Below are 17,036 nucleotides of genomic sequence, written 5' to 3'. Positions count from 1 at the left end.
ACGATCGGGATTACGATCAACAATAAGATCGGCTTTACGCAGGGTGTGAGGCGAAGGGGCGAGCGTCAATGGTTCCGGGGCATTACTGCTTTCGGGTCCCGCGGCGCTCAGTGGATCATTTGCTGTTGAGGAGGTGAAGGCTAATTCCGCTTACCGCACACTGTTTTGATCAGGTTCCGGTACCTACAATCCGTCCACATCTTGAGCTCGGTCCAAGCGTCAAGGAGGACGAATGGCGGGGCTTTCTACCCCTCATCAGTTCGATCAGCCCACAACCTTCGCAGCCGCAGTACTGACCGACGACAACCGCCTCATCGTGATGGTCATCGCGGTCGTGGCCCTTGCGGCGCTTGCCGTCGCGGGCGTCCTGGTGCGCCAGGTGCTCGCCGCCGGCGAGGGAACCGAGAGCATGAAGGAGATCGCGGCGGCGATCCAGGAGGGCGCCAACGCCTATCTGGGACGGCAGTTGCGCACCCTCGCGGTTTTCGCCGCGGCGGTGTTCTTCCTGCTCATGCTGCTGCCCGCGGACGACTGGAATCAGCGCGCCGGACGATCGGTCTTCTTCTTGATCGGCGCGGCGTTCTCGGCGACCACCGGCTATGTCGGCATGTGGCTCGCTGTACGCAGCAATGTCCGCGTGGCCGCCGCGGCCCGGGAAGCGACTCCGGCGGAGGGCGAGCCCGAAAAGGATCTCACCGCCGTCTCGCACAAAGCCATGAAGATCGCTTTCCGTACCGGTGGCGTCGTCGGCATGTTCACGGTGGGGCTCGGTCTGCTGGGCGCCTCCTGCGTGGTGCTGGTGTACGCGGCCGACGCGCCGAAGGTCCTGGAGGGTTTCGGTCTCGGCGCCGCGCTGATCGCGATGTTCATGCGTGTCGGGGGCGGCATCTTCACCAAGGCCGCCGACGTCGGCGCCGACCTGGTCGGCAAGGTCGAGCAGGGCATTCCGGAGGACGATCCGCGCAATGCCGCGACCATCGCCGACAACGTGGGCGACAACGTCGGAGACTGTGCGGGAATGGCCGCCGACCTCTTCGAGTCGTACGCCGTGACGCTCGTGGCCGCGCTGATCCTCGGCAAGGCCGCCTTCGGGGACGCCGGGCTCGCCTTCCCGCTGATCGTGCCGGCGATCGGCGTGCTCACCGCGATGATCGGCATCTTCGCGGTCGCCCCCCGCCGCACGGACCGCAGCGGGATGAGCGCCATCAACCGGGGCTTCTTCATCTCCGCGGTGATCTCGCTGGCCCTGGTGGCCGTGGCCGTGTTCGCCTATCTGCCGTCCTCGTACGCCGACTTGGACGGTGTCACCGACCCGGCCGTGCTGGGCGACTCCGGCGATCCGCGGGTCCTCGCGCTCGTCGCCGTGGCCATCGGCATCGTGCTGGCCGCGCTGATCCAGCAACTGACCGGCTATTTCACCGAGACCACCCGCCGTCCCGTGCGGGACATCGGCAAGACCTCGCTGACCGGTCCGGCCACCGTCGTCCTCGCCGGAATCGCCATCGGGCTCGAATCGGCCGTCTACACCGCCCTGTTGATCGGCCTCGGCGTGTACGGGGCCTTCCTGCTCGGCGGTACGTCGATAATGCTGGCGCTCTTCGCGGTGGCCCTGGCCGGCACCGGACTGCTCACCACGGTCGGCGTGATCGTCGCCATGGACACCTTCGGGCCGGTCTCCGACAACGCGCAGGGCATCGCCGAGATGTCCGGTGACGTCGAGGGCGCGGGCGCGCAGGTGCTCACCGACCTGGACGCCGTCGGCAACACGACCAAGGCCATCACCAAGGGCATCGCCATCGCGACCGCCGTACTGGCGGCGTCGGCGCTCTTCGGCTCGTACCGGGACGCGATCTTCACCGCCGCGACGGACGTGGGGGAGAAGGTCTCGGGCGCCGGTGCGCCGCTGAACCTGATGATGGACATCTCCCAGCCCAACAACCTGGTCGGACTCATCGCGGGCGCCGCGGTCGTCTTCCTCTTCTCGGGGCTCGCGATCAACGCGGTCTCGCGGTCCGCCGGATCGGTGGTCTACGAGGTGCGGCGGCAGTTCCGCGAGCATCCCGGGATCATGGACTACACCGAGAAGCCGGAGTACGGGCGGGTCGTCGACATCTGCACCAAGGACGCGCTGCGCGAGCTGGCCACACCCGGTCTGATCGCGGTCCTGACGCCGATCGCGATCGGCTTCACCCTCGGGGTCGGGGCGCTCGGCGCCTTCCTCGCGGGGGCCATCGGCACGGGCACGCTGATGGCCGTCTTCCTCGCCAACTCCGGTGGCGCGTGGGACAACGCGAAGAAGCTCGTCGAGGACGGCCACCACGGCGGCAAGGGCAGCGAGGCCCACGCCGCGACGGTGATCGGCGACACGATCGGCGACCCCTTCAAGGACACCGCGGGCCCCGCGATCAACCCTCTGCTGAAGGTGATGAACCTGGTCGCGCTGCTCATCGCGCCCGCGGTCGTCAAATTCAGCTACGGAGAGGACGAGAGCGTCGGCGTACGGGTCCTCATCGCGGTGCTGTCGTTCGCCGTCATCATCGGCGCGGTGTACGTGTCCAAGCGGCGAGGCATCGTCGTGGGGGACGAGGACGATCCCGAACCGACGGCCAAGTCGTCGGATCCGGCGGTGGTTTCGTAGCCCGGAGGCCGGCCCTCGGAAGGCCTCCGGTCAACGGGCGGGCGGACGGCGCGCATTGGCGCGTGCCGTCCGCCCGCCCGCGTCCGCGCACCCCTGTTCGTGAGCCTTCTCTCGCTTGGTGCAAATGGCTTCAATAACGGATGAACCGGACCCTTGTCTCGCGGGTGTCCCCCGATTGGCGTGTATGTTCCGGGGCCGAGAGCCATGGAAGGGACCAATCCGGTGAACAAGAAGCTCGCGGCCGCGCTGTCCGGCGGTGCGGTACTGGTACTGGCGCTGTCGGGATGCAGTAGTGACGACGGCAGCAACGACAAGCTGAACTCCTGGGCCAAGCAGGTCTGCGACGCCGTGCAGCCGCAGGCCAAGAAGATCGAGGCCGCCAACACCGCGATCCAGAACCAGACCTCGGACAACAGCACTCCGGAGGACGTCCAGAAGACCGACTCCCAGGCGTTCCAGGACATGTCCGACGCCTACAAGGCGATCGGCACGGCCGTGGACAAGGCCGGAGCGCCGGACGTCGAGGACGGTGAGAAGAAGCAGACGGACGCCGTCAAGGAGCTGAACACCATCTCCTCGTCGTACGCCGACCTCAAGAAGCAGGTCGACGACCTCGACACGAAGGACCAGGCGAAGTTCGCCGACGGCCTCAAGGGCATCGCCACCCAGCTCGACAAGCTGAGCCAGAGCGGCAACGACGCCCTCGCGAAGCTGGAGGAGGGCGACGTCGGCAAGGCGATGGCCGAGCAGGAGAGCTGCAAGTCGGCTTCGACGGCCCCGTCGGCCAGCAAGGCCTGATCCCGGCGCAAGGCCTGATCCCGGGCCGACCGGCCGACCGGTCCGTGCGCGAGGGGCCCGGCACGCGCGTGCCGGGCCCCTCGCGCACGCATGCCCTCTGCGCGCGCCCCCGGGAGCGGACACAATGGGGGAGTGAGTCACACCAGCCTGGCACCGCTGCCCTCGTCCGACCGCCCCGATGTCACCGCGCGCCTGCGGGACGCGCTCCTGGCCGTCTCCTTCAGCGCGGACGGGCTCCTCGAACTGCTCGGCGCCCCCGCGTACGCGGCGCTGGCGCGCAGCGAGACCGTCCCCGCGCTCCGGGCGACCCGCGGAGACTCGCCGCTGGCGGCCGTCGTACGGCTGTTCCTGCTCCAGCGGCCGGTGCCCCGCGCGCGCGTGGCGGACGTCCTGCCGGTCGCGGAGTGCCTGGAGGCCGGCTGGCTGACCACGGACGGCGAGGACGGCATCGCGGCGGCCGTGGACGTACGGCCGTACGGCGGACCTGACGGCGAGGACTGGTTCATCGTCTCGGACCTGGGCTGCGCGGTCGGCGGGGCCGGTGGCGCCGCCGGCCACGAGGAGGGCGTCGTGCTCGGCGTGGGCGGCGCGTCCACGACCCTCGCGGGCATCACCGTGCGCGAGCCCGTCGCCTCGGCGCTCGACCTCGGCACCGGCTCCGGGATCCAGGCGCTGCACGCCGCCCAGCACGCCACGCGCGTGACGGCCACCGACCTCAACCCGCGCGCGCTGCACATCGCCGCGCTCACGCTCGCCCTCTCGGGCGCCCCCGCCGCGGACCTGCGCGAGGGCTCCCTGTTCGAGCCGGTGGGCGAGGACACGTACGACCTGATCGTCTCCAATCCGCCCTTCGTGATCTCTCCCGGTGCCCGGCTCACCTACCGGGACGGCGGGATGGGCGGCGACGACCTGTGCCGCACGCTCGTCCAGGAGTCGGGCGCGCGCCTGAACGAGGGGGGTTACGCCCAGTTCCTCGCCAACTGGCAGCACGTGGAGGGCGAGGAGTGGCAGGACCGGCTGCGGTCCTGGGTGCCCCGCGGCTGCGACGCGTGGATCGTGCAGCGCGAGGTGCAGGACGTCACGCAGTACGCGGAACTGTGGCTGCGCGACGCGGGCGACCACCGGAGCGACCCCGAGGAGTACCGGGAGCGGTACGACGCCTGGCTGGACGAGTTCGAGGCCCGCAAGGTCAAGGCCGTCGGCTTCGGCTGGATCAGCCTGCACAGGACGGGGGCCGCGGAGCCCTCGATCGTCGTCGAGGAATGGCCGCACTCCGTCGAGCAGCCGCTCGGCGACACCGTCCGCGACCACTTCAGGCGGGTCGACTACCTGCGGTCGCACGACGACGCGGCCCTGCTGGCCGGGCACTTCAGGCTCGCCGGCGAGATCGTGCAGGAGCAGGTGGGACTGCCCGGCGCCGAGGACCCGGAGCACGTCGTGCTGCGGCAGCACCGCGGGATGCGGCGTGCGACGAAGGTGGACACGGTCGGCGCGGGCTTCACCGGTGTCTGCGACGGCACGCTGAGCGCGGGCCGCATCCTGGACGCCATCGCCCAACTCGTCGGGGAGGACCCCGTCCTGCTGAGGGACCGGACGCCCGCGCAGATCCGGCTGCTGGTCGAGCAGGGGTTCCTCGAACCGGTCTCCTGAGCCCCGGGCCGTGGCGCGCCGGGTGGTCGGACCGGCGCGCCCTGCCCCGTCCCGTCGCGGAGCCCGGCCCTGCGGAGCCCGGCCCTGCGGGGGCCGTCCTCGTGGGGTGCGGTCGGCGCCGGGTACGGCAGGGGCTGTTTCGTACCACTGGGGCGCGTGTGTCCGCTCCGACGGGATCGGCCGTCAAAAGGGCTCCTGTCAGTGGGGCGTGCGAGGCTACCTTTCAAGAGACAGAACGCACGCGTCCTCGGGGGAGGCGCGCTGTCTCGGGGGAGGCCGTATGTCGGGGGGCACACCGGACCGGGGCGCGGGCAGGCTGATCGGCGGGCGGTACCGGCTGCTGCGCGCCCTGGGCGCGGGGGGCATGGGCCGGGTCTGGCTGGCGTACGACGAGGAGTTGGACTGCGAGGTCTCCATCAAGGAGATCGCGCTGCCCGAGGTGCCCGTGGACGCGGCCGAGCCCGCACAGCGCATCGCGCGGGCCCGCAGCGAGGCGAGGAACGCGGCGCGGCTGCGGGGCCATCCCCATGTGGCCACCGTGCACGACGTGTTGATGCACGAAGGGCTGCCGTGGATCGTCATGGAGTTCGTGCCGGACGCGGTCGACCTCCAGGCCGTCGTCCGGCGCTCCGGTCCGCTGTCGCCCGAGCAGACGGCCCGGATCGGACTCGCCGTGCTCGACGCGCTCACCGCGGGGCACCGGATCGGGATCCTCCACAGGGACGTGAAACCGGCCAACATCCTTCTGGCGCCGGGCGCCTCGGCCGATCCGTACGCGCGCGTGCTGCTCACCGACTACGGCATCGCGCTCCGGCCCGAGTCCCGGGAGCCGAGACTCACCGCCACGGCGGGCATCCTCGGCACACCCGGCTACCTCGCGCCCGAGCGGGCGCGCGGCGAGCCGCCCACACCGGCGGCCGACCTGTTCTCCCTGGGCGCCACGCTGTACGCGGCGGTCGAGGGGCAGGGTCCGTTCGACCGCCACGGCGAGTACGCCACGCTGACGGCCCTGCTGAGCGAGGAGCCCGCGATCCCCGAGCGGGCCGGTGAACTGGCGCCGGTGCTGCACGGCCTGCTCATCAAGGACCCGGTGCGCAGGCTCCCGCCGGAGGCGGTGGCGCGCGGCCTGGAGCGGGTGGCGCAGGGTCCGCGGGCGGGCCGGCTCCCCGGCTCTCCACCGGGGGCGGGCCCCGCCGCGGGCGGCACTCCGTGGCCGGCCCCCGCCCACCCGCCCGGCGGGCCGGGGCCGTGGCAGCCCGCGGAGACGCCGGGCCCGGCGCCGGGCGGCCTTCCCGGACACGGGACCCCGCACACCCCGCACACCCCGCACACCCCGCAGGGCACTCCGGCGAACCCTCCGCGGGGCGGCCCGGAGGGCTTCGGCACCCCCCGGACTCCACAGGCCCCCCAGGCCCCCCAGGCCCCCCAGACCCCGCAGACACGCCAACAGACGCCGCAGACCCCGAACACCCCGCTGGTCCAGGGCAGCCCTCCCGCGCGGTCGGGCGCGACGCCTGACTCCTGGCAGGGGCCCGGCGCCCGGAGCCCGTACGACCCCTGGAATCCGTACGCGGGCGGACCGCATCCCTCGCCGTACGCGGGCGGCTCTCCGCCCCTCGCCTTCGGGAGTGTCGGCCTCCCCGCACCGCACGGAGGGGGTGGAGTCGCTCCGCCGTACGCGGGCGGCGCCCCGGGCACGCGGTCACGGGGGCTGCCGGCCGGGGCCGTCGTCGCGATCGTCTTCGCCCTGGTGCTGGCGATCGGCGGCGGGGTGTGGGCGGTCGTCTCGCTCGGAGGGGGCACGAAGGACGACACGGCCGGCGGCGGCACGTCCTCGGCCGACGACGGCGGAACGTCCGACGACCGCGGCGGCCCCGGCCACCCGTACGGCGAACAGGTCGGACTCACCGAGCCGTTGAAGACCGGGGACTGCGTGAAGGCGGTCTGGTCGGGGGAGCCCTTCACGTCGGTGCCGAACCTGGGTGTCGTGGACTGCGCGGAGGAGTGGCCGGACGGCCAGGTCGTCGCCGTCGACAGGGCGAGCGACTACACGGACGCCCGTGACGGCGGTGCCGCACGCTGCGCGGTGCGGAGCAGGCCGACGGCGCTGGCGCTGCCGGACGCGGGGGTCTACGCCGTGACACCGACGAGGCGGGGGTTCGACGCTGCCGGGGGAGCCACGGCGTGTCTCGTACTGGGACGTCATGCGGCGATAGGGGGTGAGGTGGGGCGCTTCCGCGACGAGGGCACGGAGTTGTGGGTCGGTCAGATGAGCGTCGGCGACTGCTGGGTCTACAAGGAAGTGGACGACGGCTACAAGGCACCGCTCACCGACTGCGCCCGCTCGCACAGCGATCAGGTGATAGGCACCGTCAAGGCTCCGGAGGACATGGCCTACAAGAAGGGCGTCGACAGCGCGAACAAGCTCTGCGGCAACCGGTACGAGTCCGCCTGGGCGTCCGGTCCCGAGCGCACCGTCTACGGCTGGGTGGCCGACGAGGACGACTGGAACGACGGGTTCACCAAGGCGGTGTGCACGGTGAGCCGGACCGACGGCACGCGGACGAGCGGCCGGATACCGACGCCCGGGACGGCGTGAGGACCCACCAGGCGGCCTCCCCACCGGGCGGCCTCCCCACCGGGCGGCCTCCCCGCCGGGCGGCCCGGAGCGTGGGCGGGCACGGGTCCGACCGGAGCCGGGCTCCCCGGGGGTGCGCCGACACGCCTCCGCCGGGTGCTCCGGGCCGCGCGATTCCGGCCGGGCCCACCCGACGTGCCGCGACGGGACGTGCCGCGACGGGATGGACCGGGACGGGCCGCGGCCCGACCGGCCGACCCGGCACGCCGCGATACGCGGGGCGGGGCACGACCTCCACGTGGCCCCGGCCCGGCAAGGCACCGCGAGCCGACAGGCAAGGCACTGCCTGGCACGGCCGCCCCACAGGTCTGGGCCCGGCGGGGCAAGGCCCCGCACGGCCAGGCAAGGCGCGGCCCGGCATGGCCGGCTCAGTGGTCCGCGGCCCGCCGATGTCCCGTGCGGCATCCGCCTGGCATCCGCCTGGCATCCGCGCGGCGGACGGGGGAATCGGGGCCCCCGGCGCGACGCGCGGGCTGCCGTGCCGGGGGCCGTACGGGGGACGCACCGGTCCTGTGCGTCCCCCGTTCACCCGGGGTTCGCGTGCCGGTCTTCCCGAGGTGCCAGCGTCCCGGTCCGGAGCACCCGACGGCGGAGGGAACGAACCATGGAGAGCGGACCCGCGATCTTCACGGGGTCGGTGTTCGCCGTGTTCGGCGCCGCGCTGGTGCTGTGGACGGCGGTCCGGCTGCGGCAGGGCGCACCCGTCGCCCACGGCACGAACCCGGCCGTCTCGGCGGCGGTCGCCGCGTTCGCCGGGACGGCCGCGCTGCTTCTCGCCGTGTGGTGTTTCACTCGTACCTGATTTCCGCGGCCTCCCCGCGGGGAGGCCGGCGGCCGGCTCGCCGACGCCGGGCCGACGGCTCCCGGGGCGTGTCCCCGGAGCCCGTCCGCGGGTGCGGTACCGCCGCCCTTCCACCGATGCGCGGGCCGTTCGGCCAGTGGCGCGCCCGGACCCCGCGCGAAGTTCCGGCCGATGCCCGCGCCGGCCGTGCGCCCGGGCGTCCGGCGTACGCCGCGCCCGGCTCCCGCCGCGGGCGTCCTGCCCAGGGACTCCATGGGTTCCGCGGTCCGCGGGCCGGGTACGAAGCGGTCGGCGGACCCCGCCTTCCACGGCCCGGCGAACCCTGCCGCGCCCGGTCCCGACAGGGCCGCCGCCGTTCCCCGCTCGCGGGCGGGAACGACCTGCTCCCCCTCTCCCCCTCCTCTCTCCGCCCCACCTGGAACGGCCGCTTCCGCGGTCCCGGATTCGCCACCGGCGGGCGGCCCGCGAGGTGGTCGGGGACCAGGGGGAACGGTGCCTTCTGGTAACTGGGAAGTCACCCTCCGGATAGGTCCGAACCGGCAGGTCGGCACTCCGGGCGGCAGGAATGGCGGGAGTCGGGTTACCGTTCGAGTGGCCGTTGCGGGCTTTTCCCGTTTGACACGGGGGCGGGATGTACCGTCACACTCCGCAGCGTCAGCACGACCCGACCCCCGGGATCCAGGCCTGGGGCAGACCCCCTGCGTCGACCGGAGAGAAGAGCGAAGTTGTCCCCGACCAGCGAGACCGCACACGGCGGCCGCCGACTCGTCATCGTCGAGTCGCCTGCCAAGGCGAAGACGATCAAGGGCTATCTCGGCCCCGGCTACGTCGTCGAAGCGAGTGTCGGGCACATCCGTGACCTCCCCAACGGCGCCGCGGAGGTGCCCGAGAAGTACACCGGTGAGGTCCGCCGCCTCGGCGTGGACGTCGACAACGACTTCCAGCCGATCTATGTGGTCAACGCCGACAAGAGGGCCCAGGTCAAGAAGCTCAAGGACCTGCTGAAGGACTCCGACGAGCTCTTCCTCGCCACCGATGAGGACCGCGAGGGCGAGGCCATCGCGTGGCACCTCCTCGAAGTCCTCAAGCCCAAGGTCCCCGTCCACCGGATGGTCTTCCACGAGATCACCAAGGACGCGATCCGCAGCGCCGTCGCCAACCCGCGCGAGCTCAACCAGCGCATGGTCGACGCCCAGGAGACCCGCCGCATCCTCGACCGCCTCTACGGCTACGAGGTCTCGCCGGTCCTGTGGAAGAAGGTCATGCCGAAGCTGTCGGCGGGCCGCGTCCAGTCCGTGGCCACCCGTCTCGTCGTCGAGCGGGAGCGCGAGCGCATCGCCTTCCGATCGGCCGAGTACTGGGACCTGACCGGCACCTTCGGCACCGGCCGCACGGGTGACGCGAGCGACCCGTCCACCCTGGTCGCCCGGCTGACCGCCGTCGACGGCAAGCGGGTCGCCCAGGGCCGCGACTTCGACTCGCTGGGGCAGATCAAGGGCGCCAACACGCTCCACCTGGACGAGGCGAACGCCCGCGCGCTCACCGCCGCCCTCCAGGACACGAACTTCGCGGTGCGCTCGGTCGAGTCGAAGCCGTACCGCCGCTCGCCCTACGCGCCGTTCCGTACGACGACCCTCCAGCAGGAGGCCAGCCGCAAGCTGGGCTTCGGCGCGAAGGCCACGATGCAGGTGGCGCAGAAGCTGTACGAGAACGGCTTCATCACCTACATGCGTACGGACTCCACGACCCTCTCGGACACCGCGGTCTCCGCGGCCCGGGCCCAGGTCACGCAGCTCTACGGCGCGAACTACCTGCCGGACAAGCCGCGTACGTACGCCGGCAAGGTCAAGAACGCGCAGGAGGCGCACGAGGCGATCCGCCCCTCGGGCGATCGTTTCCGCACCCCCGCCGAGACGGGCCTGACCGGTGACCAGTTCAGGCTCTACGAGCTGATCTGGAAGCGGACCGTCGCCTCCCAGATGAAGGACGCGGTCGGCAACTCCGTCACCGTGAAGATCGCGGGCACCTCCTCCGACGGCCGCGACGCCGAGTTCAGCGCGTCCGGCAAGACGATCACCTTCCACGGCTTCCTGAAGGCGTACGTCGAGGGCGCGGACGACCCGAACGCCGAGCTGGACGACCGCGAGCGACGGCTGCCGCAGGTCACCGAGGGCGACGCGCTGTCCGCCGACGAGATCTCGGTCGACGGCCACGCCACCAAGCCCCCGGCCCGCTACACCGAGGCCAGCCTGGTCAAGGAGCTCGAGGAGCGCGAGATCGGCCGCCCGTCGACGTACGCGTCGATCATCGGCACGATCCTCGACCGCGGGTACGTGTTCAAGAAGGGGACGGCCCTGGTGCCCTCCTTCCTGAGCTTCGCCGTGGTCAACCTCCTGGAGAAGCACTTCGGGCGGCTCGTCGACTACGACTTCACCGCCAAGATGGAGGACGACCTCGACCGCATCGCGCGGGGCGAGGCGCAGGCCGTGCCGTGGCTGCGGCGCTTCTACTTCGGCGAGGGCGAGGCGACCGGCGCCGCCGAGGCGGGCAACGGCGACGGCGACCACCTGGGCGGCCTCAAGGAACTCGTCACCGACCTGGGCGCCATCGACGCCCGCGAGGTGTCCTCCTTCCCCGTCGCCAACGACATCGTGCTGCGCGTCGGCCGCTACGGCCCGTACGTCGAGCGGGGCGAGAAGGACTCCGAGAACCACCAGCGCGCCGACGTACCCGAGGACCTGGCACCCGACGAGCTGACCGCCGACCTCGCCGAGGAGCTGCTCGCCAAGCCGAGCGGCGACTTCGAGCTGGGCGCCGACCCGCAGTCGGGCCACCAGATCATCGCCAGGGACGGCCGCTACGGGCCGTACGTCACCGAGGTGCTCCCCGAGGGCACCCCGAAGACCGGCAAGAACGCGGTGAAGCCGCGGACCGCCTCCCTCTTCAAGTCGATGTCCCTGGACACGGTGACGCTGGAGGACGCGCTCAAGCTGATGTCGCTGCCGCGTGTCGTGGGCGCGGACGCCGAGGGCGTGGAGATCACCGCGCAGAACGGGCGCTACGGGCCGTACCTCAAGAAGGGCACGGACTCGCGTTCCCTCACCAGCGAGGACCAGCTCTTCACGATCACCCTCGAAGAGGCCCTCGCGATCTACGCGCAGCCCAAGCAGCGGGGCCGCGCGGCCGCCAAGCCGCCGCTCAAGGAGCTGGGCGAGGACCCGGTCAGCGCGAAGCCCGTCGTGGTCAAGGACGGCCGGTTCGGCCCGTACGTGACCGACGGCGAGACCAACGCCACCCTGCGGTCCGGCGACAGCGTCGAGGACATCACGCCCGAGCGCGGCTACGAGCTGCTCGCGGAGAAGCGCGCGAAGGCCCCGGCCAAGAAGACCGCGAAGAAGGCGCCTGCCAAGAAGGCGCCCGCGAAGAAGGCCCCGGCGAAGAAGACGGCCGCCAAGAAGACCACGGCGACCAAGACGGCGGCCAAGAAGACCACGGCGAAGACGGCCGCCAAGAAGGCGACGGCCTCGCAGGCGCCCGCCGAGGACTGAGCCCTCACCTCCCGGAGACGGGCCGGTCCGGCGGGACAGGACCTTCACCTCCGGTTCGCGAAACGAACGCCCCCGTATCACTTGATGTCGGGGGCGTTCGCATGTTCGGGCGGCCCTACGGGGACGCGTCACGTCCGGATAGGCTGTCAGGATGACGCGAGCCGAGCAGCCAACGGCCCACAATCCGGCCCCCGACGACGCCCTGGTCGCAGATTCACGGGAGCGCGCCGTCCGGGCGCTGCTGCGTGTACCGCAGCTGAGGCGCCTGTGGAGCGCCCAACTGGTGGGAGGCATCGGCGACGCGCTCGCCCTGCTTGTGCTGGTGCTGCTCGCGCTCCAGGCGGCGGTCTCCGAGGGTGCCTTCGGCGGCGGCTACCGCGGGGCGGCCCTCGCCGTGTCGACCGTCTTCGGCGCGCGGATCCTCGCGACGCTGCTGTTCGGAGCCGTGCTCCTCGGCCCGCTCACGTCCCTCACCTCGCAGGAGGGCCCGCTCGACCGGCGCTGGACCATGGTCGGCGCGGACGGGCTGCGGGCCGCGCTGCTGATCGTCGCGCCCCTGTGGATCGACTGGACCCCGGACAACGCCCTCGCGGTGCTGCTGGTGACGGCGTTCGTGATCGGTGTCGCCGAGCGGTTCTGGACGGTGTGCCGCGAGAGCGCGGCGCCCGCGCTGCTGCCCGCGCCGCCGCTGGAGGGCGCCACCGTCCGCCCGCTGCCGGACCACATGGACACGCTGCGGCGCCTGTCGCTGCGTACGGGATTCGCGGCGGTGCCCCTCGCGGCCGCCACGCTGATCGCCGCCGCGCTCGTCAACAACCTGCTGGGCGCCGGGCTCGCGTGGTTCGCGCAGCACCAGGCGGCGCTCGCCTCGTACGTCGCCGCCGGCCTGTTCGCCGCGTCCCTGTCGGTGCTCACCTTCCTCGAACTCCCCGACACGCGGACCCCTCGCGCGCGGTCCCCGCTCGAAGGGCTGCGCCGCCCCAGGACGGGCACCGGCGTGGACAAGGGCCGCACCGGGGCCATCCCGCTGCTGGTGCTCGCCTGCGCCTCCGTCGCCGGGGCCGTCGCCGCGGCCGTCGCCGTCTCCGTGCTGCACGCCAAGGACCTGGGCGGCGGGCCGGTGACGTACGGGCTGCTGACGCTCGCCCTGACCGGCGGTGTCGTGATCGGCATCCGCACGGCCCCCAGGCTGCTGCCCTCCCTGTCCCGCCGCAGGCTGCTCGCGCTCGCGATCGCGTTCACCGGAGTGGCGCTCCTCGCCGCGGGCCTCGTCCCCGACGTCACCACCGTGCTCCTGATCCAGGGGCTCGCGGGCGTCGGCGCGGGTGTCGCCGCGAACACCGGGCACGCCCTGCTCGACCAGGAGGCGGAGGACTACCGCCGCGCGCGGACGACGGAGCACCTGCACGCGGTCGTACGGGTCTCCGTGGCGCTCGGCGCGCTGGTGGCCCCCCTCGTGGCCGCCGCCATCGGGCCGCACCGCCTGGAGAACGGCAAGTTCGTGTTCGCGCACGGCGGTGCCGCCTTCACCCTGATGCTGGTCGGCGCGCTGCTGCTGCCGGTCGCCGCGCTGGTCCTCGCCAAGGCCGACGACCGTTCCGGCGTACCGCTCAGGCACGACCTGCGCGACGCGCTGCGCGGCGGCGACGACCCGGCTCCGACCCCCGCCGTGAACGGCTTCTTCATCGCGCTCGAAGGCGGCGACGGGGCCGGGAAGTCGACGCAGGCCGAGGCGCTCGCCGACTGGGTGCGCGCCAAGGGCCACGAGGTCGTGGTCACGCGCGAGCCGGGAGCCACGCCCGTCGGCAAGCGTCTGCGGTCGATCCTGCTCGACGTGTCGTCCGCCGGCCTGTCGCACCGAGCGGAGGCCCTGCTGTACGCGGCCGACCGCGCGGAGCACGTGGACACCGTGGTGCGGCCGGCGCTGGAGCGGGGCGCGATCGTGATCTCCGACCGGTACATCGACTCCTCGGTCGCCTACCAGGGAGCGGGCCGCGACCTGTCCCCGACGGAGATCTCCCGTATCAACCGCTGGGCGACGAACGGACTCGTCCCGCACCTGACGGTCCTGCTGGACGTGTCGCCCGAGGCCGCCCGCGAGCGGTTCACCGAGGCACCCGACCGGCTGGAGTCGGAGCCCGCCGAGTTCCACGCGCGCGTGCGGTCCGGGTTCCTGACCCTCGCCGCCGCCGATCCCACGCGCTACCTGGTCGTCGACGCGGCCCAGGAGCCCGAGGCCGTCACCACCGTGATCCGCCACCGCCTCGACGTGGTGCTGCCCCTCTCCGAGGCCGAGGTGAAGGCCCAGGAGGAGGCGCGGAAGGCGGCCGAGGAGGAGGCCAGGCGGCGCGCCGAGGAGGAGGCCGCCCGCAAGGCCGAGGAGGAGCGGCTGGAGCGCGAGCGCCAGGAGCAGCTCGCCCGGCTGCGCGCCGAGGAGGAGGAGCGCAAGCAGCGCGAGCTGGAGGAGGCGCAGCGGCGCGAGGCCGAGCGGCAGGCCGAGGAGGCGCGGCAGCGCGCCGAGGCCGCCCGTGTGCGCGCCGAGGAGGAGCGGGCCCGCCGCCTCGCCGAGGAGCAGGCCCGCGCGGCCGAGGAGGAGCGCCGCCGCAAGCAGGCCGAGGAGGAGGCGCGGCTCCGGGCCGAGGCCGAGGAGCGGCGGCTGGAGAAGCAGCGGAAGGCCGAGGAGGCGCTGCTGCGGGCCGAGGAGGCGCGGCGTGCCGCGGCCGAGGCCCAGGCGGCCGCCGCCAGTGCTGGTACTGGTGGTGCCGGTGGGACTCCGGAGGTCTCCTGGGGCACGGGAGCGCCCTCCGGGGCGGCGTCGGGGGCGGCGGCGTCCCGTTCGAAGCCGGCCGCGCGTGACACCGACAGCACCGTGCCGACGCCGGTCGTGAAGCCGGGGGACCTGTCCGGTGGACGGGCCGACGAGACGGCCGTGCTGCCTCCGGTGTCCTCGCGCGGACCGGGTGGGGCGCCCGCCGACGAGACGGCCGTGCTGCCGCGGACCCCTGGGCCGCAGGGTGCCGCTGACGAGACGGCCGTGCTGCCTCCCGTGGGGCGCGGGCCCGCAGCCGACGAGACCGCTGTCCTTCCTCCCGTACGGGACGCCGGCGGCGCGCGTGGCGACGAGCGCGGGAGCACGGCCGAGGACCGGGTGCCGCCCGGGTACTTCCGGGACGAGCCCGCGGACGACGGCCGCTCCGACGCCGGGACCCGTGAGCTGCCGCAGGTCGACGAGGAGGGCACGCCCCGGCGCCGCCCGCGTCCCGACTGGGCGGAGGAGACCCCGCTGGACGACCTTCCGACGCTGGCGGACGAACTGCTCGGGTCCCGCGACGACGACGAGCGCGACGAGGGCCGGGGGCGCCGCAGGCGCTGACGTCCGGAGCGCTGAGGTCCTGAGTGCTCCGGGTCGGAGCGGGTTGGTCCGCTTCGGATCGGCGCGAAACGGGCCGGAGCGCGACGGGTTGGTGCGCTTCGGCCCGCGCTGCTCCGGGGCACTCCGACCTCAGCGCTCCGGGCGGGTCGGACGGAGCGCCGGGCGGGTCGACGGGGTCGTCGGGCGCCGGGCGGGGCAGGCGGTCGAGGGCAGGCGGATGAGGTCCGGCGGTCGGGCTGCAGTGCCGTCGGGCTGCCGCGCCGGGCGGCCGGGGGCTCACGGAGGTCGGCGCGGCCCCCGTTGTCGGTGCCCTCCCGCACAATGGGACGCGGCAGCAGGCACGTGCGCGACGGAAGGCGGCATCCCATGTCCGTATGGGACGACCTGGTGGGCCAGGAGAAGGTGAGCGGGCAACTCGACGCCGCCGCCCGGGACGCCGACGCCCTGGTCACGGCGGTGGCGGCCCACACCCCGCCGCCCGAGGCGTCCAAGATGACGCACGCCTGGCTGTTCACGGGTCCGCCCGGCTCGGGCCGCTCCACCGCGGCACGCGCCTTCGCGGCGGCCCTCCAGTGCGTCAGCCCGGACCGCGCCCTCGGCGGAGCCCCCGGCTGCGGCTTCTGCGACGGCTGCCACACGAGCCTGATCGGCACCCACGCGGATGTGCAGATCGTCCGTACGGACCTGCTGTCCATCGGTGTGAAGGAGACCCGCGACCTGGTCCGCAGGGCCCAGCTGTCCCCGGCGGGCGGCCGTTGGCAGGTCATCGTCCTGGAGGACGCCGACCGCCTCACCGAGGGCGCGGGCAACGTCCTGCTGAAGGCCGTCGAGGAGCCCGCGCCGCGCACGGTGTGGCTGCTGTGCGCGCCGTCCCTGGAGGACGTGCTGCCGACCATCCGCTCCCGTTGCCGCCACCTCACCCTGCGGACGCCGCCGGTCGCCGCCGTGGCCGACGTCCTGGTGCGCCGCGACGGCATCGAGCCGCACGTGGCGGACGCGGTGGCCCGTGCCACCCAGGGCCACATCGGGCGGGCCCGCCGCCTCGCCACCGACGAGCGCGCCCGCTCGCGGCGCGCGGCCGTCCTCAGGCTGCCGTTGCGCGTCGACGACGTGGGGGGCTGCCTCAAGGCGGCCCAGGAGCTGATCGACGCGGCGTCCGAGGACGCCAAGCAGGTCTCCGAGGAGTCCGACGGCAAGGAGACCGAGGACATGAAGGCCGCGCTCGGCGCGGCCCAGGGCGGCCGTATGCCGCGCGGCACCGCGGGGGTGATGAAGGACCTGGAGGACAGGCAGAAGCGCCGCAGGACGCGTACACAGCGAGACAGCCTCGATCTGGCGCTCATCGACCTCACGGCGTTCTACCGCGACGTGCTGGCGCTCCAGTTCGGCACGGACCTCGCCCTCGCCAACACCGAGATGTTCGACACCCTGGACCGGCTGGCGCGCGGCTCCTCGCCCGAGGCCACACTGCGCCGCATAGAGGCGATCGCCGCCTGCCGCGTCGCCCTCGACCGCAACGTGGCCCCGCTCCTGGCGGTGGAGGCGATGACGATGGCCCTGCGGGCGGGCTGAGGCCGGACGGCCCCACG

8 protein-coding genes are annotated in these 17,036 nt (G+C 73.2%); all 8 read left to right on the top strand.

The genetic code is table 11. The features are described from left to right. The first annotated feature begins 232 nt into the window (after positions 1–232). The 8 genes from IE265_RS17520 (at position 233) to IE265_RS17485 (ending at position 17,019) form a co-directional block, all read left to right on the top strand. Positions 233–2,638, top strand: a complete 2,406-nt coding sequence (locus tag IE265_RS17520) for a sodium-translocating pyrophosphatase (RefSeq protein WP_190036520.1) — start codon at positions 233–235, stop codon at positions 2,636–2,638. A gap of 204 nt (positions 2,639–2,842) precedes the next feature. After that, complete coding sequence (locus tag IE265_RS17515) at positions 2,843–3,436, top strand: small secreted protein (protein ID WP_190036519.1); 594 nt, start codon at positions 2,843–2,845, stop codon at positions 3,434–3,436. Positions 3,437–3,526: 90 nt separating this feature from the next. After that, the gene (locus IE265_RS17510; RefSeq protein ID WP_190036518.1) at positions 3,527–5,086 is read left to right on the top strand and encodes a DUF7059 domain-containing protein; all 1,560 of its coding nucleotides are present in this window, start codon (positions 3,527–3,529) and stop codon (positions 5,084–5,086) included. 280 nt (positions 5,087–5,366) lie between these two features. After that, positions 5,367–7,685, top strand: a complete 2,319-nt coding sequence (locus IE265_RS17505; protein WP_190036517.1) for a serine/threonine-protein kinase — start codon at positions 5,367–5,369, stop codon at positions 7,683–7,685. A 643-nt stretch (positions 7,686–8,328) separates the two neighbouring features. Continuing rightward, positions 8,329–8,526, top strand: coding sequence for a hypothetical protein (locus IE265_RS17500; protein WP_190036516.1), 198 nt, complete (start codon positions 8,329–8,331; stop codon positions 8,524–8,526). Positions 8,527–9,251: 725 nt separating this feature from the next. Next, complete coding sequence (topA, locus tag IE265_RS17495) at positions 9,252–12,074, top strand: type I DNA topoisomerase (RefSeq protein ID WP_190036515.1); 2,823 nt, start codon at positions 9,252–9,254, stop codon at positions 12,072–12,074. A 151-nt stretch (positions 12,075–12,225) separates the two neighbouring features. After that, positions 12,226–15,447 (top strand): dTMP kinase, encoded by a 3,222-nt coding sequence (gene tmk, locus IE265_RS17490; protein WP_190036514.1) that lies wholly within the window; start codon positions 12,226–12,228, stop codon positions 15,445–15,447. A 366-nt stretch (positions 15,448–15,813) separates the two neighbouring features. Continuing rightward, complete coding sequence (locus tag IE265_RS17485; protein WP_190036513.1) at positions 15,814–17,019, top strand: DNA polymerase III subunit delta'; 1,206 nt, start codon at positions 15,814–15,816, stop codon at positions 17,017–17,019. Positions 17,020–17,036: the final 17 nt, after the last annotated feature.

The sequence above is a fragment of the Streptomyces fructofermentans genome (assembly GCF_014651055.1).
Classification (GTDB): domain Bacteria; phylum Actinomycetota; class Actinomycetes; order Streptomycetales; family Streptomycetaceae; genus Streptomyces; species Streptomyces fructofermentans.
The sequence above is the reverse complement of the archived record's forward strand: the minus strand, read 5'-3'. Positions and strand labels throughout refer to the sequence as shown.